This is a genomic window from Yersinia alsatica (assembly GCF_025133195.1).
Lineage (GTDB): Bacteria > Pseudomonadota > Gammaproteobacteria > Enterobacterales > Enterobacteriaceae > Yersinia > Yersinia alsatica.
The window spans coordinates 2,136,003-2,159,384 of sequence record NZ_CP104006.1 but is presented as its reverse complement, the minus strand read 5'-3'; the positions used below and the strand labels follow the sequence as shown (position 1 = coordinate 2,159,384).

Sequence of the window (23,382 nt, the reverse complement as noted above, 5' to 3'; positions counted from 1 at the left end):
CGTATACTGGTTTCATTCGGCGGGCTGATAACACCTCAAGACAAGATGTTCGGTGCTCCATCAGCGCGTAATTTTTGGCAAACCGACGCTATTGCAACCCACAGCTAGATCCGCAATAGCTCAATTCGGGCCACATGCATTGATGTTTAAGGAGTCCGGCATGAGCAGTAAACCGGTAAATCGTTGGCTAATTGTTGTTGGTACCATCATTGTCCAGATGGGTTTAGGCACTATTTATACTTGGAGTTTATTTAATCAGCCTCTGGGAGAGAAATTCAGTTGGTCATTGGGGGCCGTCGCCACCACCTTCTCAATCACCAGTTTCTCTTTGGCGATTGCCACTCTGTTTGCTGGCCGCCTACAAGAACGTATTGGTATTCGTAAACTGACATTGATTTCCGGCATTATTCTCGGCCTTGGCCTGATTGCCAGCTCTTTTGCCACGTCATTGGGTATGATTTATCTGCTGGCGGGCATTGTGGTCGGTTTTGCTGACGGCACCGCCTACATCACCACCCTGTCGAATCTGATTAAATGGTTCCCAGAACGTAAGGGATTGATTTCAGGTATCTCTGTTGGGGCATTTGGTACTGGTAGCCTGCTATTCAAATATGTGAATGCCAGCTTGATCGCCAATCAGGGTGTATCACTGGCCTTCTTCTACTGGGGCATTATTGTGATGGTGCTGGTCGGCGCTGGCTCTTTCCTGCTGCGAGAAAAAATTGTCGCCCCGCAAACGGCTAACAGCCTGCAACTGGCAAGTGCTGGACGTGATTTTAGTGTCAAAGAGATGCTGGCAGTCAAAGAGTCTTACTTCCTGTTTATCATCTTCTTCACTGCATGTATGAGTGGCTTATATCTGATTGGTATCGTGAAAGACTTAGGGGTACAGCTGGCAGAGATGGACTTAGCTACCGCAGCCAATACCGTGTCGGCCATCGCCATATTTAACACTGCCGGGCGCATTATCTTGGGTGCCTTATCCGATAAAGTGGGCCGCCTGCGGGTCATCAGCTTTACCTTACTGGTCACTACCTTGGCAGTATCGGTACTGAGTTTTGTGCCGCTAACACATGCTTTATTCTTCCTGTGTGTTGGGGCGATTGCTTTCTGTTTCGGCGGCAACATCACGGTGTTCCCGGCTATCGTTGGCGACTTCTTTGGTCTGAAAAATCACAGCAAAAACTACGGGATTATCTATCAAGGCTTTGGTTTGGGTGCACTGGCGGGTTCATTTATTGCCGCGCGTTTAGGCGGTTATCACGCAACCTTTATCGTTATTGCGGTGTTATCAGTGATTTCCCTGTTATTGACTCTCATCATTAAGCCGCCAAAAGGCGCTGCTACCGAGACAGAAACGACATCAACTGCCCCAGCAGGCGTGACGGCCAGCAGCCATGCATAATAGTCCTTAGCTGAAACGCCCCCATAACTAACACAACTCAGCCAGAGTATGTAAAGTATGGGGGTCTTTTTGTACCATTCTAATCAGTAAGATAGCCTGTTTATTCGGTTTAGCGCGACCTTGTTCCCAGTTCTGGTAAGAGGCACAAAAAAGCAGAACCAAGGCTCTGCTTTTTTTATCAAGTAATATAAGAACTTATACCCAAAGTCATTGCCAATGAGTGTGCTCAAGGAGTGAGAGTCGCTAACCCCTTGAGGTTCAAGTTCCAAGGGCTAAAGTTCATGCCCTAACTTCTGACGCAAATAAGCGCCAGCACCCAGCAAGCCGGGCTGCTGATGCGTAATCATATAGACTGGGATATCCTGCAAGAAATCTTTGAAACGCCCTTTATCTTCAAAAGCACCACGGAAACCAGATGCTTTAAAAAACTCCATAAAGCGCGGCACGATGCCACCAGCAATATAAACACCACCAAAAGTGCTGAGATTCAATGCCAGGTTGCCGCCAAAGCGCCCCATAATCACACAGAACAGCGATAATGCCCGGCGACAGTCAGTGCAGCTATCTGCCAAAGCACGCTCAGTCACATCTTTAGGGGCCAGATTCTCTGGCAGACGCCCATCGGAAATCACAATCGCCCGATATAAATTGACTAAACCCGGCCCGGAAAGGACTCGCTCAGCGGAGACATGGCCCAGTTCTTGCCGTAATACAGCCAGAATTCGGTCCTCTTCTTCGCTATTGGGGGCGAAATCCACATGACCACCTTCGCCCGGCAAGCTTATCCAACGGCGATCAACATTCACTAAATGCGCCACTCCCAACCCAGTACCGGCACCATAGACCGCAACCGGTTTACCCGGCTGGGGCGACGTGCCGCCAAATTGCAGCACATCTTGCTCAGAGAGCATCGGGATCGCCATTGAGACTGCCGTAAAATCATTGATAATTTCCAGATGACTCAGCCCCAGGCTCTGTTGCATTGCTGCAATAGAAAATGCCCAAGTGTGGTTGGTCATCGCCACCCAATCCCCAGTAATCGGGCAGGCAATCGCGATACAGGCATCCGTGACTGTAACCTTATGCTCCGACAAATATTGCTTGATCACATCTTCCAGACTGTCATATTCCAGTCCTGAATATGTTTTTGCTTGTGATATCTCGCCCGTCGTCACAGCGCAGAGCGCCAAACGGGCATTAGTGCCGCCAACGTCACCCACCAGGGCATAGCTTGTCATCAGAAACTTCTCCGTTACAGGGATGCTTAACTTCAACTATGCCCACTGTAAAATCAGGTTGGGGAAACAACAATCTCAATGCTGTAAACCCTTTCGCTTTGCGATAAAGATCACAAAAAAACGTTTCAGCATGGGCAAATTAATGCGAACTGCGCCCTTTATCTGCTGCTGGAGTCAATGTGTTTGGCTGACGGGAACGAATAATTCGCATCCGCAAACTGTCATAAGCCCAGTTGTAACAGACGGTATAAGGCAGGAAGAACAGGAAGAAACCGATCTCCAGCACAAAGGCCTGTAACAGCGAAACTCCCAGCACAAAAGCAGCGATTGGCAAACCAATCAGGATAAAGCCACTTTCAAAACCCAAGGCATGAAGTACCCGCACCCAGGCGGTTTTCGCCACGCGGCTCACGGGCCAGAAGTAGTCAAATAAGCTGTTATAAATAATATTCCACAGCATCGCGACCGAAGAAAGAATAATGGCCAATGTCCCCATTTGCAGGATTGGGCGATCCAGCAGCCATGCCGCGACAGGGGCAGAAATGGCGACCGCAATCACTTCAAAACCAACAGCATGGATAACCCGCTCAGAAAAAGATCTATGATGAACTTGCATAAAACACCTACTCAATTAATCAATAACATATCGTTGGTGGTGATTATCATCGTTTTTTAAGATAGATTAAAATTAGAACCCATCGATAAAATAGATAGTTTATGCACTATTCCCCTGAGGCATTGATTGCGTTTGTTGAAGCTGCGGCGCTCGGCTCTTTCTCCGCCGCTGCCCGCAAATTACGTAAAAGTCAGTCAACCATCAGCACCGCCATCGCCAATCTGGAGGCTGATTTAGGGTTAACCCTGTTTGACCGGCAAGCGCGACAGCCAGTGTTAACTGACCACGGGCGTCGTGTGCTGTCTCATGTGCAGGAGATTTTAGCCGCCAGCGAACGGCTGGACAGCCTGTCAATCCGCTTGGCAGGTCAGGTTGAAACTCGGCTGACTTTTGTGCTATCCGACACCTATCAGCCCACACACCACGAGACCTTACTGCGCCGTTTTGAGCAGCGTTATCCTGATATTGAATTTGAATGTTTAATTGCCGAAGATGACGATGTCATTGACCTGCTACAACTGCGGCGGGCACACATTGGCGTGGTAGAAGTCCAGCAACACTACCCACCGGATATTGCTGCCAGCCGGTTAGCGGCTCAGACAGAAATGGCTATATTTGTGCAATCGGAGCATCCACTGGCGCAGTTACCCCAAGTCCGCCCTGAACAACTGGCCACCACCCGCCAATTACGGCTCAATACCTACAACCGCACCGAGCGCAATCAGTCACAAGGGCTGATGTGGTCAGCACCGAGCTATTTAATGTTGCTGGAAATGGCAGAGCAAGGTTTCGGCTGGGCCATTTTACCGCGCTGGTTGGTTGAACAATACAGTCATAAGAAACTGGTGGCCCTGTCGACGGTAGGCTGGCCGAAGATGATCTCGATTGATGCCGTTTGGTCGAAAAAAAGCCCACCGGGCCCGGCAGGCTATTGGTTACTGGATCAATTGACTGGCAAAATCTAGTTAGCTGAAATACCACGCCTATCGCAGAGCCGGTCATCATCAAACTGCGGTATTACGTGCCTGAAGAGATTTAGCCACATTATTAAGGAGCTCAGGGGTATCCATTTTCGGCAATATCACCTCAATAAAAGCCAACTGATCAATATTCTCGATTTGTGCCAATACCTGTTGCAATTGATCGACCTGCGTCACAGTACGTGTAAAGGATTGTTTACCCTTACCGAAGGCTTGTGGCAGTTGCGCCCAATTCCACTCAGCAATATCGTTATAGCGCTGCTCAGGTCCATTGATTATCCGCTCAACGGTATACCCTTGGTTATTCAAAAGAAAAATAATAGGATTCAGCCCATCACGCAGCATTGACCCTAGCTCTTGTATCGTCAATTGCGCCGCGCCATCCCCCGACAGCAATATCATCCGTCGTTGTGGTTGTGCTACTTGAGCACCATAGGTCGCAGGTAAACAAAAACCGATAGACCCCCATAATGACTGAGCGAAAAACGAACATCCTGTAGGTAAGATCAGGGTTGCCGCACCAAAGCATGAAGTGCCCTGATCAGTCACTAAAACATCATTCGGGCGTAGAAAATGTTGTATGTGATACCAGAATGCTTGTTGATTCAAAATGTTATCTTTTGGTTCAGCCAACACTGGAGGAGTTATAACCGGATGTTGCCATTCATCTTGTAGGGATTTACATAATTCATGTAGTGCCGCTACCGCTGCAGCCATTGGAATCTGGCTGAACACTTTTAGCCCAATGCGCGCCAGATTCGGCTGGATATCAATGCAATTATCCTGAGTAATTCTCTGGCTGAATCCCGCAGTAATGGTATCAACGAACCACACACCGACGGTGATAAGAACCTCCGCCTCTTCAATATATTCTTTGACTGAGGCATGACTGGCGGCACCCGCGTAAGTCCCGATAAACATCGGATGCGTTTCATCCAACACCCCTTTGCCCATTAGTAGCGTTGCATGCGGCAAATTGGTTTCTGCCATCCACTGATTCAAAGCTTGCTGGGCGCCAAAACGGTCAACCAGAAAATCAGCTAACAGGGCCACCCGGTGTGCCGATTGTAATTTCTCACGGGCAGCATCAATAAATTCCTGTAATGATGTCTGCGATAAGATAGGCCGCGGTAGGGATAATGCTCCAGAATGTCTGGCGACATCCGCCTGTGCAACATCGGCGGGGAGTTGGAGATAAACAGGACGCCGCTGACATAGCGCGGCCACCAGCAATCTATCAATTTCAGCCGTCGCATTCTCGGCGGTTAAACTGGCTTGCGCACAACTGACGACTTGCGCCATGCGCGAGAAATGTCCGAAATCGCCATCTCCTAATGAGTGATGCAGTAATTCTCCGGCTTTTTGCGCACGTAACGCCGGAGTGCCAACAATATGAATAACAGGAAGATATTCAGCGAAACTTCCAGCTATTCCATTAATAGCGCTTAATTCACCAACCCCGGTAACAGTCAGTAACGCCGCCGCAGGCATGACCCGAGCATACCCATCTGCAGCATAAGCAGCATTAAGCTCATTAGCACATCCCATCCATTCTATAACTGGATGATTAATAACATGATCGAGAAAATTAAGGTTAAAATCACCAGGTACACCGAACAGGTGCCGAATGCCCACTTCTGCTAAACGGTCCAGTAAATAGTCTGCCACTTTATAGCTGCTTACCATATCCACACCATCCTTAATGCTTATAATAGTGGAATAAGTATTAAGCAAAACATAAATAGATCTAATGTTTTTAAATTATTAATTAGCGCGCACTGTAATTATTTGCTGACATTCCCTACTCGGCGGCTGACACCATCTGATAAGACCAGAAAATAACGTGATCCCACGACATTACGTCAGTGATGAAAACGCATACACTAAAGTGTCGTTTACTCTCACCAATAAGGGTCATCATGGTCTACCAGGCAGCCTCCTCGCGCTATCAGGAAATGGAATATCATCGTTGTGGTCGTAGTGGATTATTGCTCCCAGCTATATCTCTTGGCTTATGGCATAACTTTGGTGATAGCACACTGTATGAAAATAGCCGCAACCTGATTCATCGAGCTTTTGATCATGGCATTACTCATTTTGATTTAGCCAACAACTATGGCCCACCGCCGGGTTCAGCTGAACTAAACTTTGGCCGTATCCTGCAACAAGACTTGCGCCCTTATCGCGATGAGCTAATTATCTCTTCCAAAGCGGGCTATACCATGTGGCCCGGTCCCTATGGTGACTGGGGTTCTAAAAAATATCTGGTGGCAAGTATCAATCAAAGCTTGCAACGGATGGGGCTGGATTACGTCGATATCTTCTATCATCACCGTCCTGACCCGAATACACCATTGGAAGAAACCATGGCGGCACTGGATCTATTAGTCCGCCAAGGTAAAGCACTGTATATCGGCCTATCTAACTATCCGGCAGCACAAATGCGGCAGGCTTGTGAAATTCTGGCGCAACTGGGGACTCCGTGCCTGATTCATCAACCCAAATACTCAATGTTTGAGCGTTGGATTGAAGCCGATTTGCAGGATACGCTGGATGAGTATGGTGTGGGGTCCATTGCCTTTTCCCCACTCGCGGGGGGGTTATTGACCGATCGCTATTTAGCGGGTATCCCGCTGGACTCGCGAGCAGCCAGTGACAGTAAATTCCTTAATCCCGAGCAACTTACGGCGGAGAAACTGGCTAAAGTACGCCAATTGAACGAACTGGCGTTAGATCGTGGACAGAAGCTGTCGCAGATGTCTTTAGCTTGGGTGTTGCGAGGCGGAAGGGTGACATCCGCCCTGATTGGGGCCAGTAAAGTTAGCCAAATCGATGATGCAGTCGGCATGCTGGCAAATACTGAATTCAGTGAAGCTGAAATAAAAATTATTGAAGATATTTTGGTGTAAACGTTTCCTTTTCCATCCCCAGACAGGGGACTCGTCTCCTGTTGATGACCATTCACCACTCTCTTATCATTCTCACAGATAATTCTGAAATCCTTATTTTACAGTTTTATCCGAATCCCAGCAGCGGCGACACTGTTTAAGATACGGTCATAGCCATAAGGCCAAATAAGGATGAATAATGTTAAAAGCGGCCATGTTGAAGCTGAGTGTTGTAAGACCGAGAAGAATAAAACCCCTGTTGCTGATCACTATATTAGCCTGGTTCCCCCTCATTCCCATGGCAAACGCTGAGAGTATTGAGTTACTGCCTAGTGTTTCATTACACATTGGTGAACAAGATCGTAGTGGTAATTATTGGGATGGATATGACTGGCGCGATCGGAAATGGTGGCAAAACCATCAGGGGCGAGATTTAGGTGAGCGTAATCGTCATGGTCATTACTGGGATGGCCATCGCTGGCAAGAGAGAGACTGGTGGAGAAAGAACTATTATTACCACGAGGGGCGCTACTGGAAATATGACAAGCACGCGAGAAAACACCATCGCGGCCACGGTAAAGGTCATGACCATCATCACGACTAAGCGATAATGATGTCTTGGCGGGTAACGAACCCTCACCCGCCTTATTATTCAATTATCTATGATTAAAGCAAACTGATCAGTAAGTAAGCATTGAGTCCAACCACAACCAGAACGATGAGTTTCCCCAAAATCTGAATCAATTTTGAGTTAACCATATCCCCCATTAATTCTTTATTGCCGGTAAAGGCTAACAGCGGCACCAACGCCAGCGCGATACCAAAACTCAGCAATACTTGACTCATTACCAGTATCCGCGTGGCATCCATCCCCGCCAAAATGACGATAAAGGAAGGCAGCATGGTGACCGTGCGGCGTACCCAAATTGGAATATAAAAACGGACAAAGCCCTGCATAACCACTTGCCCGGCTAATGTCCCGACCACAGTGGATGACAGCCCCGCAGCAACCAAACTTAAACCAAAGATAGTCGCCGCAGCATTGCCTAACAGCGGTTGCAACGTCAAATAGGCTTGTTCAATTTCAGCAATACTGCCGTAGCCGTTAAAATGAAAAGCCGCAGCGGCTGTCGCCATCATCGCCAAATTCACAAACCCGGCAATCGTCATCGCAATTGCCACATCTAGCTTGGTCGAAGCATAGCGATCGGCTTTAGAATTCTCACCTGCGGTTTGGGTTAATGATGAATGCAGATAGATAACATGCGGCATAATAGTGGCCCCCAACACCCCGGCGGCTAAAAACACTGCATCCCGATTAGGCAGGTCAGGCACCAGCATTCCCCGCCCCAGCGCGGCAAATTCAGGGCGAGAAAAGATAAGTTCAACAATATAGGCCGCAGCCACAAATAACAGCAGCCCACCAATCACCAGTTCGAGAGGCTTTTGTCCGCGTTTTTGCAGCATAAGAATGAGGAAAGTCGCAATGCCGGTCAGCACTGCCCCTTCTAACAGGGTCACTCCCAATAACAATTTGAACCCAATCGCCGCCCCAATAAACTCAGCCAGATCAGTGGCCATTGCGATGATTTCGGCTTGCACCCAATAAGCCCATACCGCTGGGCGGGGGAAACGATCACGGATGTGCTCAGCCAGATTTTTACCCGTCGCAATACCGAGCTTGGCAGAAAGTAATTGGATAAGCATGGCCATGATGTTGGCCCAAACGACCACCCATAATAAGGTGTAGCCGAATGAAGCACCCGCCTGAATATTGGTCGCGAAGTTGCCGGGGTCGATATAGCCGATGGCTGCGATAAAAGCAGGCCCCATCAGGGAGAGCTTAATCCTCCTTGATGTACGACGGGTTGTATCGACGGCACGACTATTCAACATTCAGTATTACCCTTGGGAAATTTGCGTCTATTCTCTTATCACCAATAATAGTTAAATGATAATAATTATCAAGCGCATTTAGAGCGACAAAACTTATCTCTCTGATAGCTAATACCGTATAAATTGCCGTACAGTAATCGTTAGCAGTTTGTTTCTGAAAAATCCGGCTAAATGTTGCGTCACAATTTCCAAGACTAACAGCTACAATTATCCAAACTAGCATAGTTAAACTACCTTTGTAGCATATTATTAACATGCTATTTTTTGTGATCAACCCCACTAATTTGTTTGCATTTATGAAAGTGAATTTCTATATTTGCAGCCTACGTCTCGTTTTTAATGTAGCCGTTACATAAAATGTCCACGAAAATCTAGCCTGCCTCAAATTTGGAGCACACATGTCCCATATACTGCAGTTTGCGTTGGCCTTAGTCGTGGTGGCCATATTAGCTCTGGCGATCTGTAAGGATCGTAAAAGCATCCGCATTCGGTTTGTTATTCAATTGCTGGTTATTGAAGTTTTGTTGGCGTACTTCTTCCTCCATTCAGAAGCTGGATTAGGTTTTGTGAAAGGATTCGCCGGTCTGTTCGACAAATTACTTGGGTTTGCCGCTACCGGTACCGATTTTGTCTTCGGCAATATGGGGGATAAAGGCCTCGCCTTCTTCTTCTTAAGAGTGCTGTGCCCTATCGTCTTTATTTCTGCCTTGATTGGTATTTTGCAATACATCAAAGTGCTGCCAGTGGTTATCCGTATCATTGGTACTTTACTGTCCAAGGTGAACGGCATGGGCAAGTTGGAATCTTTCAACGCCGTCAGTTCATTGATTCTGGGTCAGTCTGAAAACTTCATCGCTTATAAAGACATTTTGGGCAAAATGTCTGAAAAACGCATGTACACCATGGCAGCAACAGCAATGTCGACAGTTTCCATGTCAATTGTTGGTGCTTATATGTCAATGCTGGACGCGAAGTTTGTGGTTGCAGCGCTGGTGCTTAACATGTTCAGCACCTTTATCGTGTTGTCGTTAATCAACCCGTATAAAGCCGATGATGAAGAAGAATTGCAGCTCAGTAACCTGCATGAAGGCCAAAGCTTCTTTGAAATGCTGGGTGAATACATCCTGGCCGGTTTCAAAGTGGCCATTATCGTTGCGGCGATGTTGATTGGTTTCATCGCATTGATTGCTGCGGTAAATGCTTTGTTCAGCCTGTTATTCGGTATTAGCTTCCAGGGGATCTTGGGTTATGTCTTCTTCCCGTTTGCCTGGGTTATGGGCGTTCCTGCTCATGAAGCCTTGCAAGTCGGTAGTATCATGGCAACCAAACTGGTTTCTAACGAATTCGTGGCGATGATGGACTTGCAGAAAGTCGCATCAGAACTGTCGCCACGCAGTGTGGGTATTCTGTCGGTCTTCTTGGTTTCATTCGCGAACTTCTCTTCCATCGGTATCGTAGCCGGTGCGATTAAAGGCCTGAATGAGCATCAAGGTAATGTGGTTTCTCGCTTTGGTCTGAAACTGCTGTACGGCTCTACACTGGTCAGCGTGCTGTCCGCTTCGATCGCGGGTCTGGTACTCTAATCACCAGAAAACAATCACGAAAAAGGCGCTACGGCGCCTTTTTTTATGTCTGCAATTTCAACTCGCAGAATTCCCCAAAGTCATTGGCGTTGCAGCAAGGCAGCAAGCGAGCAAGTCCCGATGAGCTGACTCCAGTCAGTGATTCGGGTGCGCGAGTACCGCTAACACCGCTGCAATTTCAACACGCAGAATTCCCCAAAGTCATTGGCGCTGCAGCAAGGCAGCAAGCGAGCAAGTCCCGATGAGCTGACTCCAGTCAGTGACTCGGGCGCGCGAGTACCGCTAACACCGCTGCAGCGTCAAGGACAAAGGGGAATTACCAATCAATACCTTTCTGCGCCTTAATCCCAGCATCAAAAGCATGCTTAACTGGCCGTAACTCGCTAACGGTATCTGCCAGGGCGATGAGATCACGATGGCACGCCCGCCCGGTGATGATGACACTTTGGTTCTTGGGCCGATCTTTTAGCGCGGTAATGATTTCATCTAACGCCAAGTAGCCGTAGGTGACCATATAAGTCAATTCATCCAGAATCACGAGCTGGTAAGACGGGTCGGATAACATGCGACAGCCTTGTTGCCATACTTTCTTTGCTGTTTGGGTATCGGCGGCTTTGTCTTGTGTATCCCAGGTGAAGCCGGTCTTCATAATATGAAACTCAACTCCATTGCGGCTGAGCAGGTTATATTCGCCGTTTTCCCATGTTCCTTTAATAAACTGAACCACCCCAACTTGCCGACCATGACCGACAGCTCTTGTTGCTGTACCAAAAGCTGCCGTGCTTTTTCCTTTACCATTGCCAGTAAATACAATGATGATGCCACCGGTTTTGGTGGCATCTGCAACGCGCGTCTCAACTTGTTCCTTTAGATGTTGTTGCCGCTGCTGATACCGTTCTTCACTCATAGTGATATCCTCGCGCAAGATCTATTGATTACAGCCAGCACATGCCTTCATCTGAATCTGGTCAAAGAATGAATTACCTTTGTCATCAAGCAAAATAAAGGCTGGGAAATTCTCAACGTCCATTTTCCATACCGCTTCCATTCCCAGTTCTGGGAACTCGATACATTCCAGACTTTTGATATATTCCTGCGCCAAAATAGCCGCAGAACCGCCGATGCTGCCTAAATAGAATCCACCGTGTTTCTGACAGGCTTCGGTGACCTGCTGGCTACGATTACCTTTTGCCAACATCACTAAACTGCCGCCATGGGATTGGAAAAGGTCAACATACAGATCCATACGCCCTCCAGTTGTTGGCCCCATTGAACCGGAAATAAACTCTTCTGGCTTTTTCGCTGGCCCCGCGTAATAGACCGGGTGATCTTTCATGTACTGCGGTAATTCCTCCCCCTGCTCCAGCCGCTCTTTTAATTTGGCGTGGACAATATCGCGAGCCACAATCAATGAACCATTAAGTGATACGCGGGTAGAAACAGGGTAACGAGAAAGCTGTCGACGAATTTCATCCATCGGTTGGTTAAGGTCGATATTAACCACCGTTCTTTCGTGATTAACTCGCATACTTTCGGGGATATATTGCTCAGGATGCCGCTCTAATTTCTCTAGCCATATCCCTTCTTTGTTTATTTTTGCTTTAATATTTCGGTCAGATGAACATGAAATTGCCATGCCTATCGGGCAGGAACCGCCATGGCGCGGTAAACGAATAACCCGAATATCATGAGCAAAATACTTTCCGCCAAACTGGGCACCTAAGCCAAACTCACGCGAGGCTTGAAGTAACTCGTGTTCCAGTTCAATGTCGCGGAAAGCTTGCCCATATTGGTTACCTTCGGTGGGCAGATTGTCATAATATTTCGTCGAAGCCAGCTTCGCCGTCTTTAACGTCAATTCAGCCGATGTTCCGCCAATTACAAATGCAATATGGTAAGGGGGGCATGCGGCGGTTCCTAACCCTCTCATTTTCTCAATTAAAAAAGCTTTTAGCTTTTTCGGTTCCAACAGCGCTTTTGTCTCTTGATACAGCGCGGCTTTATTTGCTGAACCGCCCCCTTTATTGACAAACAGGAAGGAATATTGCACTCCAGGGGTAGAGAAAATATCAATTTGCGCTGGCAGGTTAGTTCCCGTATTCACTTCGGTATACATGTCCAGAGCAGCATTTTGCGAATGACGCAAATTATCGTCGCGGAAGGTGTTATAGATACCACGGGATAATGCTTGCGCATCATCGATATCCGTCCAAACGCGCTGGCCCTTTTTGGCAATAATAGTGGATGTGCCGGTATCTTGGCAGTTGGGTAAAATACCTTTAGCTGAAATTTCTGAGTTTCGTAATAGTTGGAGCGCAACATATTTGTCATTTTCGCTTGCTTGCGGGTCATGTAAAATAGCCGCAACTTGCTGTTGATGTGCTGGGCGCAGGAAAAACGAGGCATCATGGAAAGCTTGCTGAGATACCAATGTTAGGGCTTCAGGTTCAATTTTTAATATTTCTTTCCCATCAATTTCAATGGTAGAAACATACTTATTTGTTAATAAGTAATAATCTGTTTCATCTTCAGAAAGAGGGAATAGCTCTTGGTAAAAAAACTCTTTTTTATACATTATTTCCACTCTATTAGCCAAAAGGTAAATAGCAGGCAGAACTCACTAAACATTTATATTAAAAAATGGGTTAAGGGATAATATTTCCACATGCTATATGCATTACGCCACCATTATTGATAGGATAAAATAAAAAGCAATTGTTCTATCTGCAACACATAGTGCTGATTGGTGAATAAGTATCTATAAAGGTACAAATTATATATATTCTTTTGAAATTCAGTTAACCCATGTCCTTTTTAGTTCTTCTTCTTTGGATTTTCCATGGACCCAGCGGCTAAATTTTTGCAAACTCCTTAATCCTCTCTTACCGTCTTTATAAGTCAGAACAAAATGGTTGCCCGTGCTCATTGGCAAGTCGCAAGGAATAACCATATCGCCATTTTCTAAATCTTTATGAATGGCAAAACGCGGTAATAACGCCACCCCAAGATTAGAGCGCACAGCTGAGATCAACATTGATAAAAGATCAAAACGTGGCCCCATGCGTACCTGTGGATTATTGACTCCCGAAAGTGCAAACCAATCATACCAAGAGTCTAAACGGGTCGTCTGATGCAGCAATGTGAACTCATCCATTAATTGTTCCGCACGCATCACCTTTTTGTCATCACGCCACAACATACGGCTGCATACAGGCACCAGTTCTTCTTCAAATAGATGCTCATTTTCAGCCCAAGGGCTGCTGAAATCTTCACGCATAATCGCCGCATCATATTTCAGATTCAAAAAATCAGCGGGGGTAGTGAGTGCAATTAAATTAAGGACAATTTCTGGATGATTCTCGTGAAAATCACTGAGATTTGGAATAAGCCAATGTGTACTAAATGTTGGTGTCACCGCCAATTCCAACACTTGCTGAGTAGACTGATAGGACATAATACTTTGTGTATCTCGCTCCAATTGTTCCAAGGTGTCTCTGACTAAACCTAGATAATAGCGCCCGGCGTCATTGAGAAAAATCCGCTTACGTACATGATGAAACAATGAAACATTAAGTAACTCTTCCAGTGCCGTGATCTGGCGGAAAACGGCACTTTGTGTCAACGCCAGCTTCTCTGCGGCTCGCGTATAGCTTTCATATTGAGCAACTGCTTCAAATGTGACTAATAAGTCTGTTTTAGGAATTTTGCACCGCATTGTAACTCACCCATTATTTCATAAAACCATTGATTAGATAGCCTGCTATGCCTAGATATTTATATTAGATATTTAATGCTGATAGAAAGTTACTGCTGGATTTTATTTGGTTTTTAACATACACAAATTTATTTATATAAACACAGCCCTCGGCTGTTTTTGTGATAGCCCTCATAATTATCAATAACAAATGTAATATTGAAGTTAAAAAAACAAAGTAATGAATAAAAACATAATTAATGACAATGCAAAAAATTTAAATAATAAATTTCAAATAAAAATTAAATGTCATATATTCTGAAGAGTTCATTCCAAAAAATGATTAAATAATGAGAGCATGGTCAAGTAACTTATTTTTCTGTTCATGGATAATGAGGCCGCACTTAAATCATATTTTATTTTTACATGCTATTTTTTGATGATTAATTTTAAAAAATTTTATGCCTTCTCTGTTATATAAAGGTTGCTCTAATGAGTATAGGAAAAGTGTTATTAGTAGGAGCGGGGCCAGGGGATGCATCATTAATCACCGTAAAAGGGCTACTTGCTATCCGTGAAGCCCAAGTTATCGTTCATGACCGTTTAGTTAATCTTGAGCTCATTGCTCAAGCACCCGCAAATTGCCAAATTATTAATGTCGGAAAAAACTCAAATCACCATCCAGTTCCGCAAGAACATATCAATCAAATTCTCATTGATCACGCTTTAGCCGGTAAAAATGTCGTGCGCCTTAAAGGGGGGGATCCCTATGTATTTGGCCGTGGGGGAGAAGAAGCTGAATGCCTGGCACAGCACAATATCCCGTTTGAAATCGTGCCGGGCATTAGCTCTTCCATCGGCGGATTAGCCTACGCGGGGATCCCGGTCACACACCGTCATTTTGCTTCCAGTTTTCATGTTGTCACTGGACATATGTGTCAGGGAAATGAACCACAGAATTGGAATGCACTGGCACAGTTAGATGGCACGCTGATCGTGCTGATGGGAATGAGCCGACAAGAAGAGATTTGCCAGCGACTGATTAAGGGGGGCAAGTCACCCGATACACCTGCCGCGGCAGTGATGTATGCCAGTCAGCAACAACAGGAAATGGCTAAAGGAACACTTAGCACGCTAAAAGATGAAATTGCGCGGAAAAAGATCCATGCTCCGGCGCTGCTGGTCATTGGAAATGTGGTTAATCTTAGTGATGTACTGGCTTTTACCTCTCATCCAATCGATATCAATCATGAGCCACTGTTGCAGGCAATATAATGTATTGTCTACAAAAGGATTTTTATTATCGGGATGCTGCTCATGGCTGAAGCCTACTGCCCTGCTTCCTGCGGTGAATTGCTCCAGGGATGGATTATGGGTGGAGAAAAGCTTATCTCCTGCCCAATAAATTGGTATAGCAAAGTGTCGGTTACCCAAGGAAAACCCGGCCGATGTGAGCGACCACGCATGCGCCAAATGGTTAAGCAAGTGTTAGTGCATTTTGGCCAATCACCGCGACTTGCCAACAATATTTGCATCGAATTTGAATCGACCATCCCTGTGGCAAAAGGGCTCGCCAGCAGTACCGCAGATATTGCCGCCGCCGCTGTTGCCACCACCCGGTTACTGGGACAATCACTGAGTGATGAATCACTGGCTAAACTCTGTGTGGCAATTGAGCCCACCGACAGCACCATATTTAAAGATCTCACCCTTTTTGATCACCAGACGGCACGAACTCGTCAGCCATTTCCCTGGCTGCCTGACATCGACATTTTGCTATTGGAGAGCCCACAGACATTACTGACAGAAGAATTCCATCAGAGAAACCACCATTCATCTCTGCTGAAACAAGCCCCCAATTTGGCTAAAGCGCTGCAACAGTTCCAGTTAGCGCATGAAAAACAGTGTTGTCATAAGCTTGGTGAAGCAACCACACTCAGTGCTATTGCCAGCCAGTCGGTGCTACCGAAGCCCAAGTTTCGTCAATTATTAGATCTTGTCGAGCACAGTGGTATATATGGTTTGAATGTTGCCCATAGTGGCAGCGTTATTGGGCTGCTATTTAACCATCGACAACATGATATTGAGTGTCTTCTCAGTGTGCTACAGCAAAAACAGTTAATTAAATATTATCCGCAGACACATTTAGTCAAGATGGTTGCTGGTGGAGTACGTTAATCAATGTAAGAAAAGAGTCACTATATCTTATAGTGGCTAATGTGACCTTTAGGATGAATAAGCACCATTTCATATTTAATGCAGCAAAATCAAAATATGAACCTCATCACAGTATGGGAATAAAAGGATAATCAAACATTGGTCACAGTTTCTCCATAAATATTATCTATTTTAAAAATAACATTCATACAATATCATTAACAAAATAAGATTACTTATTTTATAACCTTGATTTTATTAGATTAAAAAACAATATTAGTGAGAATAAAAATAAAAAAAGTCACTTTTAATTTTTTATCAAGACCTCCTGATAATAAATCAATTGTACTTTATTTATCTGAGAAGCACATTAAGCAGCAATAAAAACCCTAACAGAGAATGATAATTTTTTTGGCCAGAGGGAATGAAGCTCGTTATTAAAAAATAAAAATCACTCAGAAATAAAATAGTTTCGCGTAGGAAGTTAAATGCTTATTTGACTTCCCACCTACCAAAAAAAATATATGGAACGTAATCTACATAGAGGGCTTAACATGCAAAACCCAACAATTGTTATTGGCGTCATTGGTGCTGATTGCCATGCTGTTGGTAATAAAGTGCTAGACCGAGTATTTACCATGCACAATTTTAACGTAATTAACCTCGGTGTGATGGTGAGTCAAGATGAATATATTGATGCCGCCATTGAAACCGGTGCTCAGGCCATTGTCATTTCCTCTATTTATGGACATGGTGAAGTCGACTGTATTGGCATGCGCGAGAACTGCGTTGAACGCGGAATAGGTGAAATATTGCTCTACGTCGGCGGGAATCTGGTTATTGGTAAACATGATTTTTCAGAGATTGAAACCAAATTTAAAGCGATGGGTTTCAACCGTGTCTTCGCACCAGACACGGATCTGGAATTAGTTTGTTCCCTTATGAAGCGCGATATTGACCATGTGATACAAACAGAGGAAACAGCTGAGGGCATGCAATGATCAGCGTTTCTATCGATATTGGCTCCACTTGGACCAAAGGAGCAGTGTTCGAGGTTGGGGATAATGACCAGATTGAAGTGAAAAACTATGCATTATCCCCCACGACACCACAACATTTAGCCGATGGGTTCTTTTCAGTCTTGAATAAGATCCTGAATGTGAGTGATGCCCGACCACTGTTGGCCTCTGGGAAGGTCAAAATTGATTACTCCTCTTCGGCTAAAGGGGGGCTTTCTGTTGCGGCTATCGGGTTGGTGCCCAATATTACCCTCGAGTCTGCCAAAGTTGCGGCGCACTCTGCCGGGGCCAAAGTGTCACAACATTTCTCCTATAACTTGAATAAATCAGATGTCCGGGCTTTGGAAACATCACCGCCAGATATCCTGCTATTTACCGGCGGTACTGATGGTGGCGACTGCAATCACGGCTTATTGAACGCCAAATTATTGGCTCAATCGGACCTTGAATGCGCCATTATTTATGCCGGAAATCGTGACCTGGATGATGATGTACAGGAGATCCTCGCTAATAAAGATTTAACCATTGTCGATAATGTTCTGCCCAATCTTGATAGCCCTAACCCTTATGGCGCGCGTAAAGCTATTTGTGACATTTTTCTGCACAAAATTGTGAAAGGGAAAGGTTTAGACGTCATCGTCAATCAAACCGGTGAAGAACCATTACCAACTCCTTATTCAGTCTTTGAATTAGTTCAGCAAATTCGCCTGCATGTCCCCGAGTGGGAAACATTTATGCTGATTGATATGGGAGGGGCAACGACAGATATTTATTCCTCCTATAACAATCACTTAATGCCTGACACCGTCATGCATGGCATCCCAGAACCGCTGATTAAGCGCACCGTAGAAGGCGATTTGGGCATGCGGGTTTCGGCCCTTAATGCAGGCGAAACCGGCATGCCAATGATTGAGCACTATTTCGCCCATCAACAGAGCAAAATTGCCGCTTTTCATGCCTATTTAAAACATATCACTGCACATCCAGGTTATTTACCGCGCACCGATGAAGAGTGCGTGTTTGACCAATTGCTGGCGGGGATTTGTGTCGGATATGCCTCTGAGCGCCATGCGGGCACCAAAACACAGGTCTGTACCTGTACTGGCAATGTTGACCTGCAACTTGGCCGTGATTTAAGTCTCGTGAAGAAAGTCATTGGCACCGGAGGATGGCTCTCCAGAGCAGAGTCATTCGATATCCATAACTGGCTGAAATATCGTGATTTTGATGATAAAGGCAAGCAAGTGCTGCTCCCCAACCAGTTTGAATATTACAGAGATACACAAGGTTTACTTCCCCTGCTCGCTAATGTCGCTCGTCGCTTTCCTAAAGCTGCCGCCCAGACTGGCGTTCGAATTTTGAACAAGTGAAAATTGGAGTCATGATGGAACTTCGAAACAAAAAAATATCTTTAGACGACTTTATGTCTGAGCGCTTTCAAGTATTAAAAACTTGGCACACCGGCAAGGATGTTGAGAATTTTGAGGATGGAGTCAAATACCAGCAAAGCATTCCTGAGGCAAAAAACTTTGCCCGGGCCCTGTTTGAAGCCGACCGCCAAGGGATCACGCTGAGCCAACCTCGTGCGGGAGTGGCCTTAATCGAAGAACATATCGAGCTATTAAAAACACTCCAAAAAGACTGCGATCTGTTACCGACCACCATCGATGCTTATACCCGCCTCAATCGCTATGAAGAGGCAGCGGTTGGTATCCAAAAATCTATCGAAGCGGGCACATCCAAGCTCAATGGGTTACCCGTGGTTAATCATGGCGTCACCGCCTGTCGCCGTATTACCGAAACTTTATCTAAACCACTGCAAATTCGCCACGGCACCCCCGATGCCCGCTTATTGGCCGAAATTGCCATGGCTAGCGGATTTACCAGCTATGAAGGTGGCGGTATCTCTTACAACATCCCCTATGCAAAACGTGTGACGCTGGAGAAATCCATTCGCGATTGGCAGTACTGTGACCGTTTGATTGGCGTATATGAAGAGCACGGAATTCGTATCAATCGCGAACCCTTTGGCCCATTAACCGGTACCTTGATCCCGCCTTTTGTTTCCCATGCCGTGGCCATTATTGAGGGGTTATTGGCTTTGGAGCAGGGCGTGAAATCAATCACCGTCGGTTACGGCCAAGTGGGTAATGTGGTGCAAGATATTGCAGCTATCCGCTCTCTGCGCGAGTTAGCTGATGAATATTTCCATGCCAATGGCTATGAAAATTATGAGCTTAGCACGGTATTCCACCAGTGGATGGGGGGCTTCCCAGAGGACGAATCTCGTGCATTTGCGGTTATCTCTTGGGGAGCCGCTGTCGCAGGGATGGCCGGGGCTACCAAAGTTATCACCAAGAGCCCACATGAAGCCTATGGTATTCCAACAGCCGAGGCTAATGGTCAAGGTTTGAGAGCATCAAACCAAATGCTGAATATGGTGCGTGACCAAAAATTCCCGCCTTGTGTCGAAGTTGACCGCGAAATTGAGCTGATTAAACGTGAAGTCCGCGCGGTGATGAACAAAGTGCTGGAGCTGGGCCAGGGCGATATTGCTATCGGCACTGTCCGAGCCTTTGAAGCCGGTGTTCTTGATGTGCCTTTTGCGCCCGCGACCTGTAACTCCGGCAAGATGATGCCAATCCGTGATAACCACGGCGCTATCCGCGTGTTTGATCCCGGTTCCGTTCCACTGCCTAAAGATGTTTTGGCGCTCCACCATGATTTTGTTGCTGAGAGAGCCAAAGAAGAAGGCCGTACCCCGTCATTCCAAATGATTATTGACGATATTAACGCCGTATCCCACAGCAAATTAATAGGAAGACCATAATGAAAATCAAACAAGTACTGTTCACTGCCGGTAATTCATCTTTCTACTTCGATGACCAGCAGGCAATAAAAAACGGCGCTAAATTGGATGGTTTTATCTATCAGGGCCAACCTGTAACTGATGGTTTCACCTCTATTCGTCAGGCTGGTGAATGTGTAAATATCCAATTAATTTTAGAGAATGGTGCCGTCGCAGTTGGCGACTGTGCAGCAGTACAATATTCCGGAGCTGGTGGCCGTGACCCTCTGTTTATTGCCGCCAACTTCGTTCCTTTCCTGGAAAAACATATCAAACCACTGCTGGAAGGGCGTGACATTAGTGAGTTTCGCCAAAATGCGCGCTTCTTTGATGAAGTGACGATTAATGGCAAGCAGCTGCACACCGCCATTCGTTATGGCCTGTCCCAAGCATTGCTGGACGCCACCGCATTAGCCACTGGCCGCTTAAAAGCGGAAGTGGTATGTGATGAGTGGCACCTGCCGCTGGTGGCCCTGCCTATCCCGCTGTTCGGGCAAAGTGGCGACGATCGCTACATCGCCGTCGATAAAATGATCCTCAAAGGTGTCGATGTCCTGCCACACGGCCTTATCAATAATGTTGATGAAAAACTGGGGCGTAATGGGGAAAAACTGCGTGATTACGTGAGCTGGCTGGCTAAACGTGTGTCTGACTTGCGGGTTGATCCCAATTACAAACCTAACTTACATATCGATGTTTACGGCACTATTGGCCTGATTTTCGATATGGACCCAATGCGGTGTGCCGAGTATATCGCCAGCTTACAGGAACAGGCCGGAGAGCTTGATTTGTATATCGAAGGGCCGGTGGATGCGGGGAATAAACCCGACCAAATTCGTCTATTGACCGAAATCACCCGTAATCTGGAAAAACTCGGTTCTTCCGTCAAAATCGTGGCCGATGAATGGTGCAATACCTACCAAGATATCATCGATTTTACTGATGCACGCAGCTGCCACATGGTGCAGATCAAAACTCCAGATCTGGGCAGTATCCACAACATTGTTGATGCCGTGCTTTACTGCAATAAAAAAGGTATGGAGGCCTATCAGGGCGGAACCTGTAACGAAACGGATATCAGCGCCCGTACCTGTGTGCATGTCGCTATTGCTTCCCGCCCAATGCGCATGCTCATCAAGCCGGGTATGGGCTTCGATGAAGGCATGAACATTGTGTTTAATGAGATGACTCGGACCATCGCACAACTGCAAGCAAAGGCGAATTAATATGTCTAAAACCTTTAAAATCCTCTCGCCAACAGCCATTCTGGGATATGGATTTCCCGAAGAGAGCTTTATGAAAGCGCTGGAGGAATCACCCGATTTAATCGCCGTTGATGCAGGTTCCTCCGATCCCGGCCCCCATTATCTGGGTTCCGGCAAACCTTTTACCGACCGGGCTGGGGTTAAACGGGATTTGCGTTACATGATAACGGCCGGTGTAAAACAAGGTATTCCTGTCGTCATAGGTACGGCAGGAGGTTCTGGCGCTGCACCACATCTGGAATGGTGTCGTCAGATCATTTTGGAAATTGCCCAAGAGGAATCACTGAGCTTTACCCTGGCGGTTATCCCAGCCGATGTGAGTAAAGAAGTGGTTCACGCTGCTCTTGATGCTGGCAAGATTCAGTCGCTGGACTTTGTGCCGGAACTCACCCATGAAGCTATTGATGCAACCACGTATATCGTGGCACAGATGGGGGTCGAGCCTTTCCAGGAGGCATTGCAAGCCGGGGCGCAAGTGGTGTTAGGCGGCCGAGCTTATGATCCTGCCTGCTTTGCCGCATTACCTATTATGAAGGGGTTCGATGAGGGTTTGGCCCTGCATTGTGGCAAGATTCTGGAGTGTGCCGCCATTGCCGCAACACCGGGATCAGGTTCCGACTGTGCCATGGGTATTCTGGATGAAACTGGCTTTACTTTGAAGACTTTCAACGAAAAGCGCCAATTTACTGAAACCTCGGCAGCAGCACATACATTGTATGAGAAATCAGATCCTTACTTCTTACCCGGCCCCGGTGGTGTATTGAATCTGACCGCTTGCCAGTTTAAGGATGCGGGTAATGGCCAAGTTCGCGTTAGCGGCTCAGTGCATGAAAACACCCCCTATGCCGTGAAGTTAGAAGGGGCTCGCCCGGTGGGTTATCGCACGCTGAGCATTGCTGGCACCCGTGACGCTATTATGATTGCGGATATTGATAATATTTTGCTCGAAGTGCGCAAAAGTGTAGAGAAAAATCTGAGTATCGCGCCTGATTCGGTGCAACTCAATTTTCATCTGTATGGCAAAAATGGCGTCATGGGGAAAATGGAGCCGGAGCCAGATACCACATCTTATGAATTGGGTATTTTGCTTGATGTTGTCGCCCCTTCTCAAGCAATGGCAGACAGTATTTGCTCCCTCGCGCGCTCGACCTTGCTTCATTATGGTTATACCGGGCGAATTGCTACTGCCGGTAATTTAGCATTCCCCTTCTCGCCTTCTGATATTCGGGCAGGTCTGGTTTATGAATTTTCTATTTATCACTTAATGGAATATACACCAGAAATTGCATTTAAGTTTAAGCTGGAAAATATCACAGCAGAAGGAGTGATGGCATGAAAATGTCTATTATAGAATTGGCTCATGTCGTCAGATCAAAAAATGCGGGGCCATATGAATTAGTGTTGGATATTTTATTCAAGAATAAAAGCATTTATTCTAACATTAAAGAATCCGGCCAATTCCAAAAAGAGTTGATAGCCAATATTTATAAAGTCGAGCCTAAATTCGTCTCGCGTATTATTTGGTTTGATCCCGCCAATGCGGTCAAAATAGTGATGCCACGCCATCTGGTGTCAGGTGCCGTAGGTGATACCGATGTCTATGGTGCTCAACAACACGCACCATTATTAAAGCTCGAGTTCAATATTTAGTTTTTAATCAGCTGTAACGATAGAAAAACATCCGAATAACCCGGTGCATTGTGCTGCCTGATGCACCGTTTTTTCTATAGAAAATAAAATACAACATCGGTGAAATTATTAAATATTTTATAAAAACAATGCCACCCTACTTA

The 23,382-nt window shown here is 46.1% G+C and carries 20 protein-coding genes and 1 pseudogene; 13 read left to right on the top strand and 8 right to left on the bottom strand.

Translation table 11 applies throughout. The features are described 5' to 3' along the window. The first annotated feature begins 160 nt into the window (after nt 1-160). Nucleotides 161-1,405: an L-lactate MFS transporter gene (locus N0H69_RS09580; protein ID WP_050120743.1), complete on the top strand. Its 1,245-nt coding sequence runs from the start codon at nt 161-163 to the stop codon at nt 1,403-1,405. Nucleotides 1,406-1,432: 27 nt separating this feature from the next. Here the strand turns inward: N0H69_RS09580 and N0H69_RS09575 are convergent. The 3 genes and pseudogenes from N0H69_RS09575 to N0H69_RS09565 all read right to left on the bottom strand — a co-directional run. After that, nucleotides 1,433-1,546: pseudogene (locus N0H69_RS09575) on the bottom strand (helix-turn-helix domain-containing protein); the annotation flags it as partial. A gap of 131 nt (nt 1,547-1,677) precedes the next feature. Then, a complete protein-coding gene (gene glk / locus N0H69_RS09570; protein ID WP_050109408.1) occupies nt 1,678-2,643 on the bottom strand; it encodes a glucokinase in 966 nt (321 codons plus the stop codon). 139 nt (nt 2,644-2,782) lie between these two features. Beyond that, nucleotides 2,783-3,259 (bottom strand): multidrug/biocide efflux PACE transporter, encoded by a 477-nt coding sequence (locus N0H69_RS09565; RefSeq protein ID WP_050151948.1) that lies wholly within the window; start codon nt 3,257-3,259, stop codon nt 2,783-2,785. Between the two features lie 101 nt (nt 3,260-3,360). On the opposite strand from N0H69_RS09565, the gene N0H69_RS09560 reads away from it, so the two are divergent. Then, nucleotides 3,361-4,224, top strand: a complete 864-nt coding sequence (locus N0H69_RS09560; RefSeq protein WP_050109403.1) for a LysR family transcriptional regulator — start codon at nt 3,361-3,363, stop codon at nt 4,222-4,224. Nucleotides 4,225-4,263: 39 nt separating this feature from the next. Here N0H69_RS09560 and N0H69_RS09555 read toward each other — a convergent pair whose 3' ends face one another. Continuing rightward, nucleotides 4,264-5,925: an alpha-keto acid decarboxylase family protein gene (locus tag N0H69_RS09555; RefSeq protein WP_050151947.1), complete on the bottom strand. Its 1,662-nt coding sequence runs from the start codon at nt 5,923-5,925 to the stop codon at nt 4,264-4,266. A gap of 233 nt (nt 5,926-6,158) precedes the next feature. Here N0H69_RS09555 and N0H69_RS09550 point away from each other — a divergent pair, with 233 nt between their 5' ends. Both N0H69_RS09550 and N0H69_RS09545 read left to right on the top strand, forming a co-directional pair. After that, nucleotides 6,159-7,148 (top strand): aldo/keto reductase, encoded by a 990-nt coding sequence (locus N0H69_RS09550; protein WP_050109400.1) that lies wholly within the window; start codon nt 6,159-6,161, stop codon nt 7,146-7,148. Nucleotides 7,149-7,326: 178 nt separating this feature from the next. Next, nucleotides 7,327-7,731: a DUF2502 domain-containing protein gene (locus N0H69_RS09545; protein ID WP_050151946.1), complete on the top strand. Its 405-nt coding sequence runs from the start codon at nt 7,327-7,329 to the stop codon at nt 7,729-7,731. 62 nt (nt 7,732-7,793) lie between these two features. On the opposite strand, the gene N0H69_RS09540 is transcribed toward N0H69_RS09545, so the two are convergent. Next, nucleotides 7,794-9,023, bottom strand: coding sequence for an Nramp family divalent metal transporter (locus N0H69_RS09540; RefSeq protein WP_050109392.1), 1,230 nt, complete (start codon nt 9,021-9,023; stop codon nt 7,794-7,796). A gap of 398 nt (nt 9,024-9,421) precedes the next feature. Here N0H69_RS09540 and N0H69_RS09535 point away from each other — a divergent pair, with 398 nt between their 5' ends. After that, entirely contained in the window at nt 9,422-10,606 is a 1,185-nt protein-coding gene (locus tag N0H69_RS09535) for a NupC/NupG family nucleoside CNT transporter (RefSeq protein ID WP_032911652.1), read from the top strand. A 316-nt stretch (nt 10,607-10,922) separates the two neighbouring features. Here N0H69_RS09535 and cobO read toward each other — a convergent pair whose 3' ends face one another. The 3 genes from cobO to N0H69_RS09520 form a co-directional block, all read right to left on the bottom strand. Further along, nucleotides 10,923-11,513 carry a cob(I)yrinic acid a,c-diamide adenosyltransferase gene (cobO, locus tag N0H69_RS09530; RefSeq protein WP_050151945.1) on the bottom strand — a complete coding sequence of 197 codons (591 nt, stop codon included), beginning with the start codon at nt 11,511-11,513 and terminating at the stop codon, nt 10,923-10,925. Between the two features lie 21 nt (nt 11,514-11,534). Next, on the bottom strand, nt 11,535-13,181 hold the full coding sequence (locus N0H69_RS09525) for a fumarate hydratase (protein WP_050151944.1): 1,647 nt from the start codon (nt 13,179-13,181) through the stop codon (nt 11,535-11,537). Nucleotides 13,182-13,400: 219 nt separating this feature from the next. After that, nucleotides 13,401-14,321 carry a LysR substrate-binding domain-containing protein gene (locus N0H69_RS09520; protein WP_050120730.1) on the bottom strand — a complete coding sequence of 307 codons (921 nt, stop codon included), beginning with the start codon at nt 14,319-14,321 and terminating at the stop codon, nt 13,401-13,403. A gap of 471 nt (nt 14,322-14,792) precedes the next feature. Here N0H69_RS09520 and cobA point away from each other — a divergent pair, with 471 nt between their 5' ends. The 8 genes from cobA (at nt 14,793) to N0H69_RS09480 (ending at nt 23,239) form a co-directional block, all read left to right on the top strand. Further along, a complete protein-coding gene (cobA, locus tag N0H69_RS09515) occupies nt 14,793-15,575 on the top strand; it encodes a uroporphyrinogen-III C-methyltransferase (RefSeq protein ID WP_050151943.1) in 783 nt (260 codons plus the stop codon). Between the two features lie 42 nt (nt 15,576-15,617). Then, complete coding sequence (locus tag N0H69_RS09510; protein ID WP_050152028.1) at nt 15,618-16,478, top strand: GHMP family kinase ATP-binding protein; 861 nt, start codon at nt 15,618-15,620, stop codon at nt 16,476-16,478. Between the two features lie 533 nt (nt 16,479-17,011). After that, entirely contained in the window at nt 17,012-17,458 is a 447-nt protein-coding gene (glmS, locus tag N0H69_RS09505; protein WP_050109378.1) for a methylaspartate mutase subunit S, read from the top strand. Next, on the top strand, nt 17,455-18,846 hold the full coding sequence (gene glmL, locus N0H69_RS09500; RefSeq protein ID WP_050109377.1) for a methylaspartate mutase accessory protein GlmL: 1,392 nt from the start codon (nt 17,455-17,457) through the stop codon (nt 18,844-18,846). The genes glmS and glmL overlap by 4 nt, the downstream gene beginning before the upstream one ends. A gap of 14 nt (nt 18,847-18,860) precedes the next feature. Then, nucleotides 18,861-20,306, top strand: a complete 1,446-nt coding sequence (locus N0H69_RS09495; protein ID WP_050109376.1) for a methylaspartate mutase subunit E — start codon at nt 18,861-18,863, stop codon at nt 20,304-20,306. Beyond that, nucleotides 20,306-21,550, top strand: a complete 1,245-nt coding sequence (locus N0H69_RS09490) for a methylaspartate ammonia-lyase (RefSeq protein ID WP_050151942.1) — start codon at nt 20,306-20,308, stop codon at nt 21,548-21,550. Before N0H69_RS09495 ends, N0H69_RS09490 begins: the two co-directional genes overlap by 1 nt. Nucleotide 21,551: 1 nt before the next feature. Continuing rightward, nucleotides 21,552-22,925: an acyclic terpene utilization AtuA family protein gene (locus tag N0H69_RS09485; RefSeq protein WP_050109374.1), complete on the top strand. Its 1,374-nt coding sequence runs from the start codon at nt 21,552-21,554 to the stop codon at nt 22,923-22,925. After that, nucleotides 22,922-23,239, top strand: a complete 318-nt coding sequence (locus N0H69_RS09480; RefSeq protein ID WP_050109373.1) for a DUF4387 domain-containing protein — start codon at nt 22,922-22,924, stop codon at nt 23,237-23,239. The genes N0H69_RS09485 and N0H69_RS09480 overlap by 4 nt, the downstream gene beginning before the upstream one ends. Nucleotides 23,240-23,382 lie beyond the last annotated feature (143 nt).

Coding starts and splice junctions, on each gene's coding strand:
- N0H69_RS09580 (WP_050120743.1), top strand. CDS start 161: ATGAGCAGTAAACCGGTAAATCGTTGGCTAATTGTTGTTGGTACCATC.
- N0H69_RS09510 (WP_050152028.1), top strand. CDS start 15,618: ATGGCTGAAGCCTACTGCCCTGCTTCCTGCGGTGAATTGCTCCAGGGA.
- N0H69_RS09550 (WP_050109400.1), top strand. CDS start 6,159: ATGGTCTACCAGGCAGCCTCCTCGCGCTATCAGGAAATGGAATATCAT.
- N0H69_RS09490 (WP_050151942.1), top strand. CDS start 20,306: ATGAAAATCAAACAAGTACTGTTCACTGCCGGTAATTCATCTTTCTAC.
- N0H69_RS09535 (WP_032911652.1), top strand. CDS start 9,422: ATGTCCCATATACTGCAGTTTGCGTTGGCCTTAGTCGTGGTGGCCATA.
- N0H69_RS09520 (WP_050120730.1), bottom strand. CDS start 14,321: ATGCGGTGCAAAATTCCTAAAACAGACTTATTAGTCACATTTGAAGCA.
- N0H69_RS09555 (WP_050151947.1), bottom strand. CDS start 5,925: ATGGTAAGCAGCTATAAAGTGGCAGACTATTTACTGGACCGTTTAGCA.
- N0H69_RS09565 (WP_050151948.1), bottom strand. CDS start 3,259: ATGCAAGTTCATCATAGATCTTTTTCTGAGCGGGTTATCCATGCTGTT.
- glk (WP_050109408.1), bottom strand. CDS start 2,643: ATGACAAGCTATGCCCTGGTGGGTGACGTTGGCGGCACTAATGCCCGT.
- glmL (WP_050109377.1), top strand. CDS start 17,455: ATGATCAGCGTTTCTATCGATATTGGCTCCACTTGGACCAAAGGAGCA.
- cobA (WP_050151943.1), top strand. CDS start 14,793: ATGAGTATAGGAAAAGTGTTATTAGTAGGAGCGGGGCCAGGGGATGCA.
- glmS (WP_050109378.1), top strand. CDS start 17,012: ATGCAAAACCCAACAATTGTTATTGGCGTCATTGGTGCTGATTGCCAT.
- N0H69_RS09495 (WP_050109376.1), top strand. CDS start 18,861: ATGGAACTTCGAAACAAAAAAATATCTTTAGACGACTTTATGTCTGAG.
- N0H69_RS09560 (WP_050109403.1), top strand. CDS start 3,361: ATGCACTATTCCCCTGAGGCATTGATTGCGTTTGTTGAAGCTGCGGCG.
- N0H69_RS09545 (WP_050151946.1), top strand. CDS start 7,327: ATGTTAAAAGCGGCCATGTTGAAGCTGAGTGTTGTAAGACCGAGAAGA.
- N0H69_RS09525 (WP_050151944.1), bottom strand. CDS start 13,181: ATGTATAAAAAAGAGTTTTTTTACCAAGAGCTATTCCCTCTTTCTGAA.
- cobO (WP_050151945.1), bottom strand. CDS start 11,513: ATGAGTGAAGAACGGTATCAGCAGCGGCAACAACATCTAAAGGAACAA.
- N0H69_RS09485 (WP_050109374.1), top strand. CDS start 21,552: ATGTCTAAAACCTTTAAAATCCTCTCGCCAACAGCCATTCTGGGATAT.
- N0H69_RS09540 (WP_050109392.1), bottom strand. CDS start 9,023: ATGTTGAATAGTCGTGCCGTCGATACAACCCGTCGTACATCAAGGAGG.
- N0H69_RS09480 (WP_050109373.1), top strand. CDS start 22,922: ATGAAAATGTCTATTATAGAATTGGCTCATGTCGTCAGATCAAAAAAT.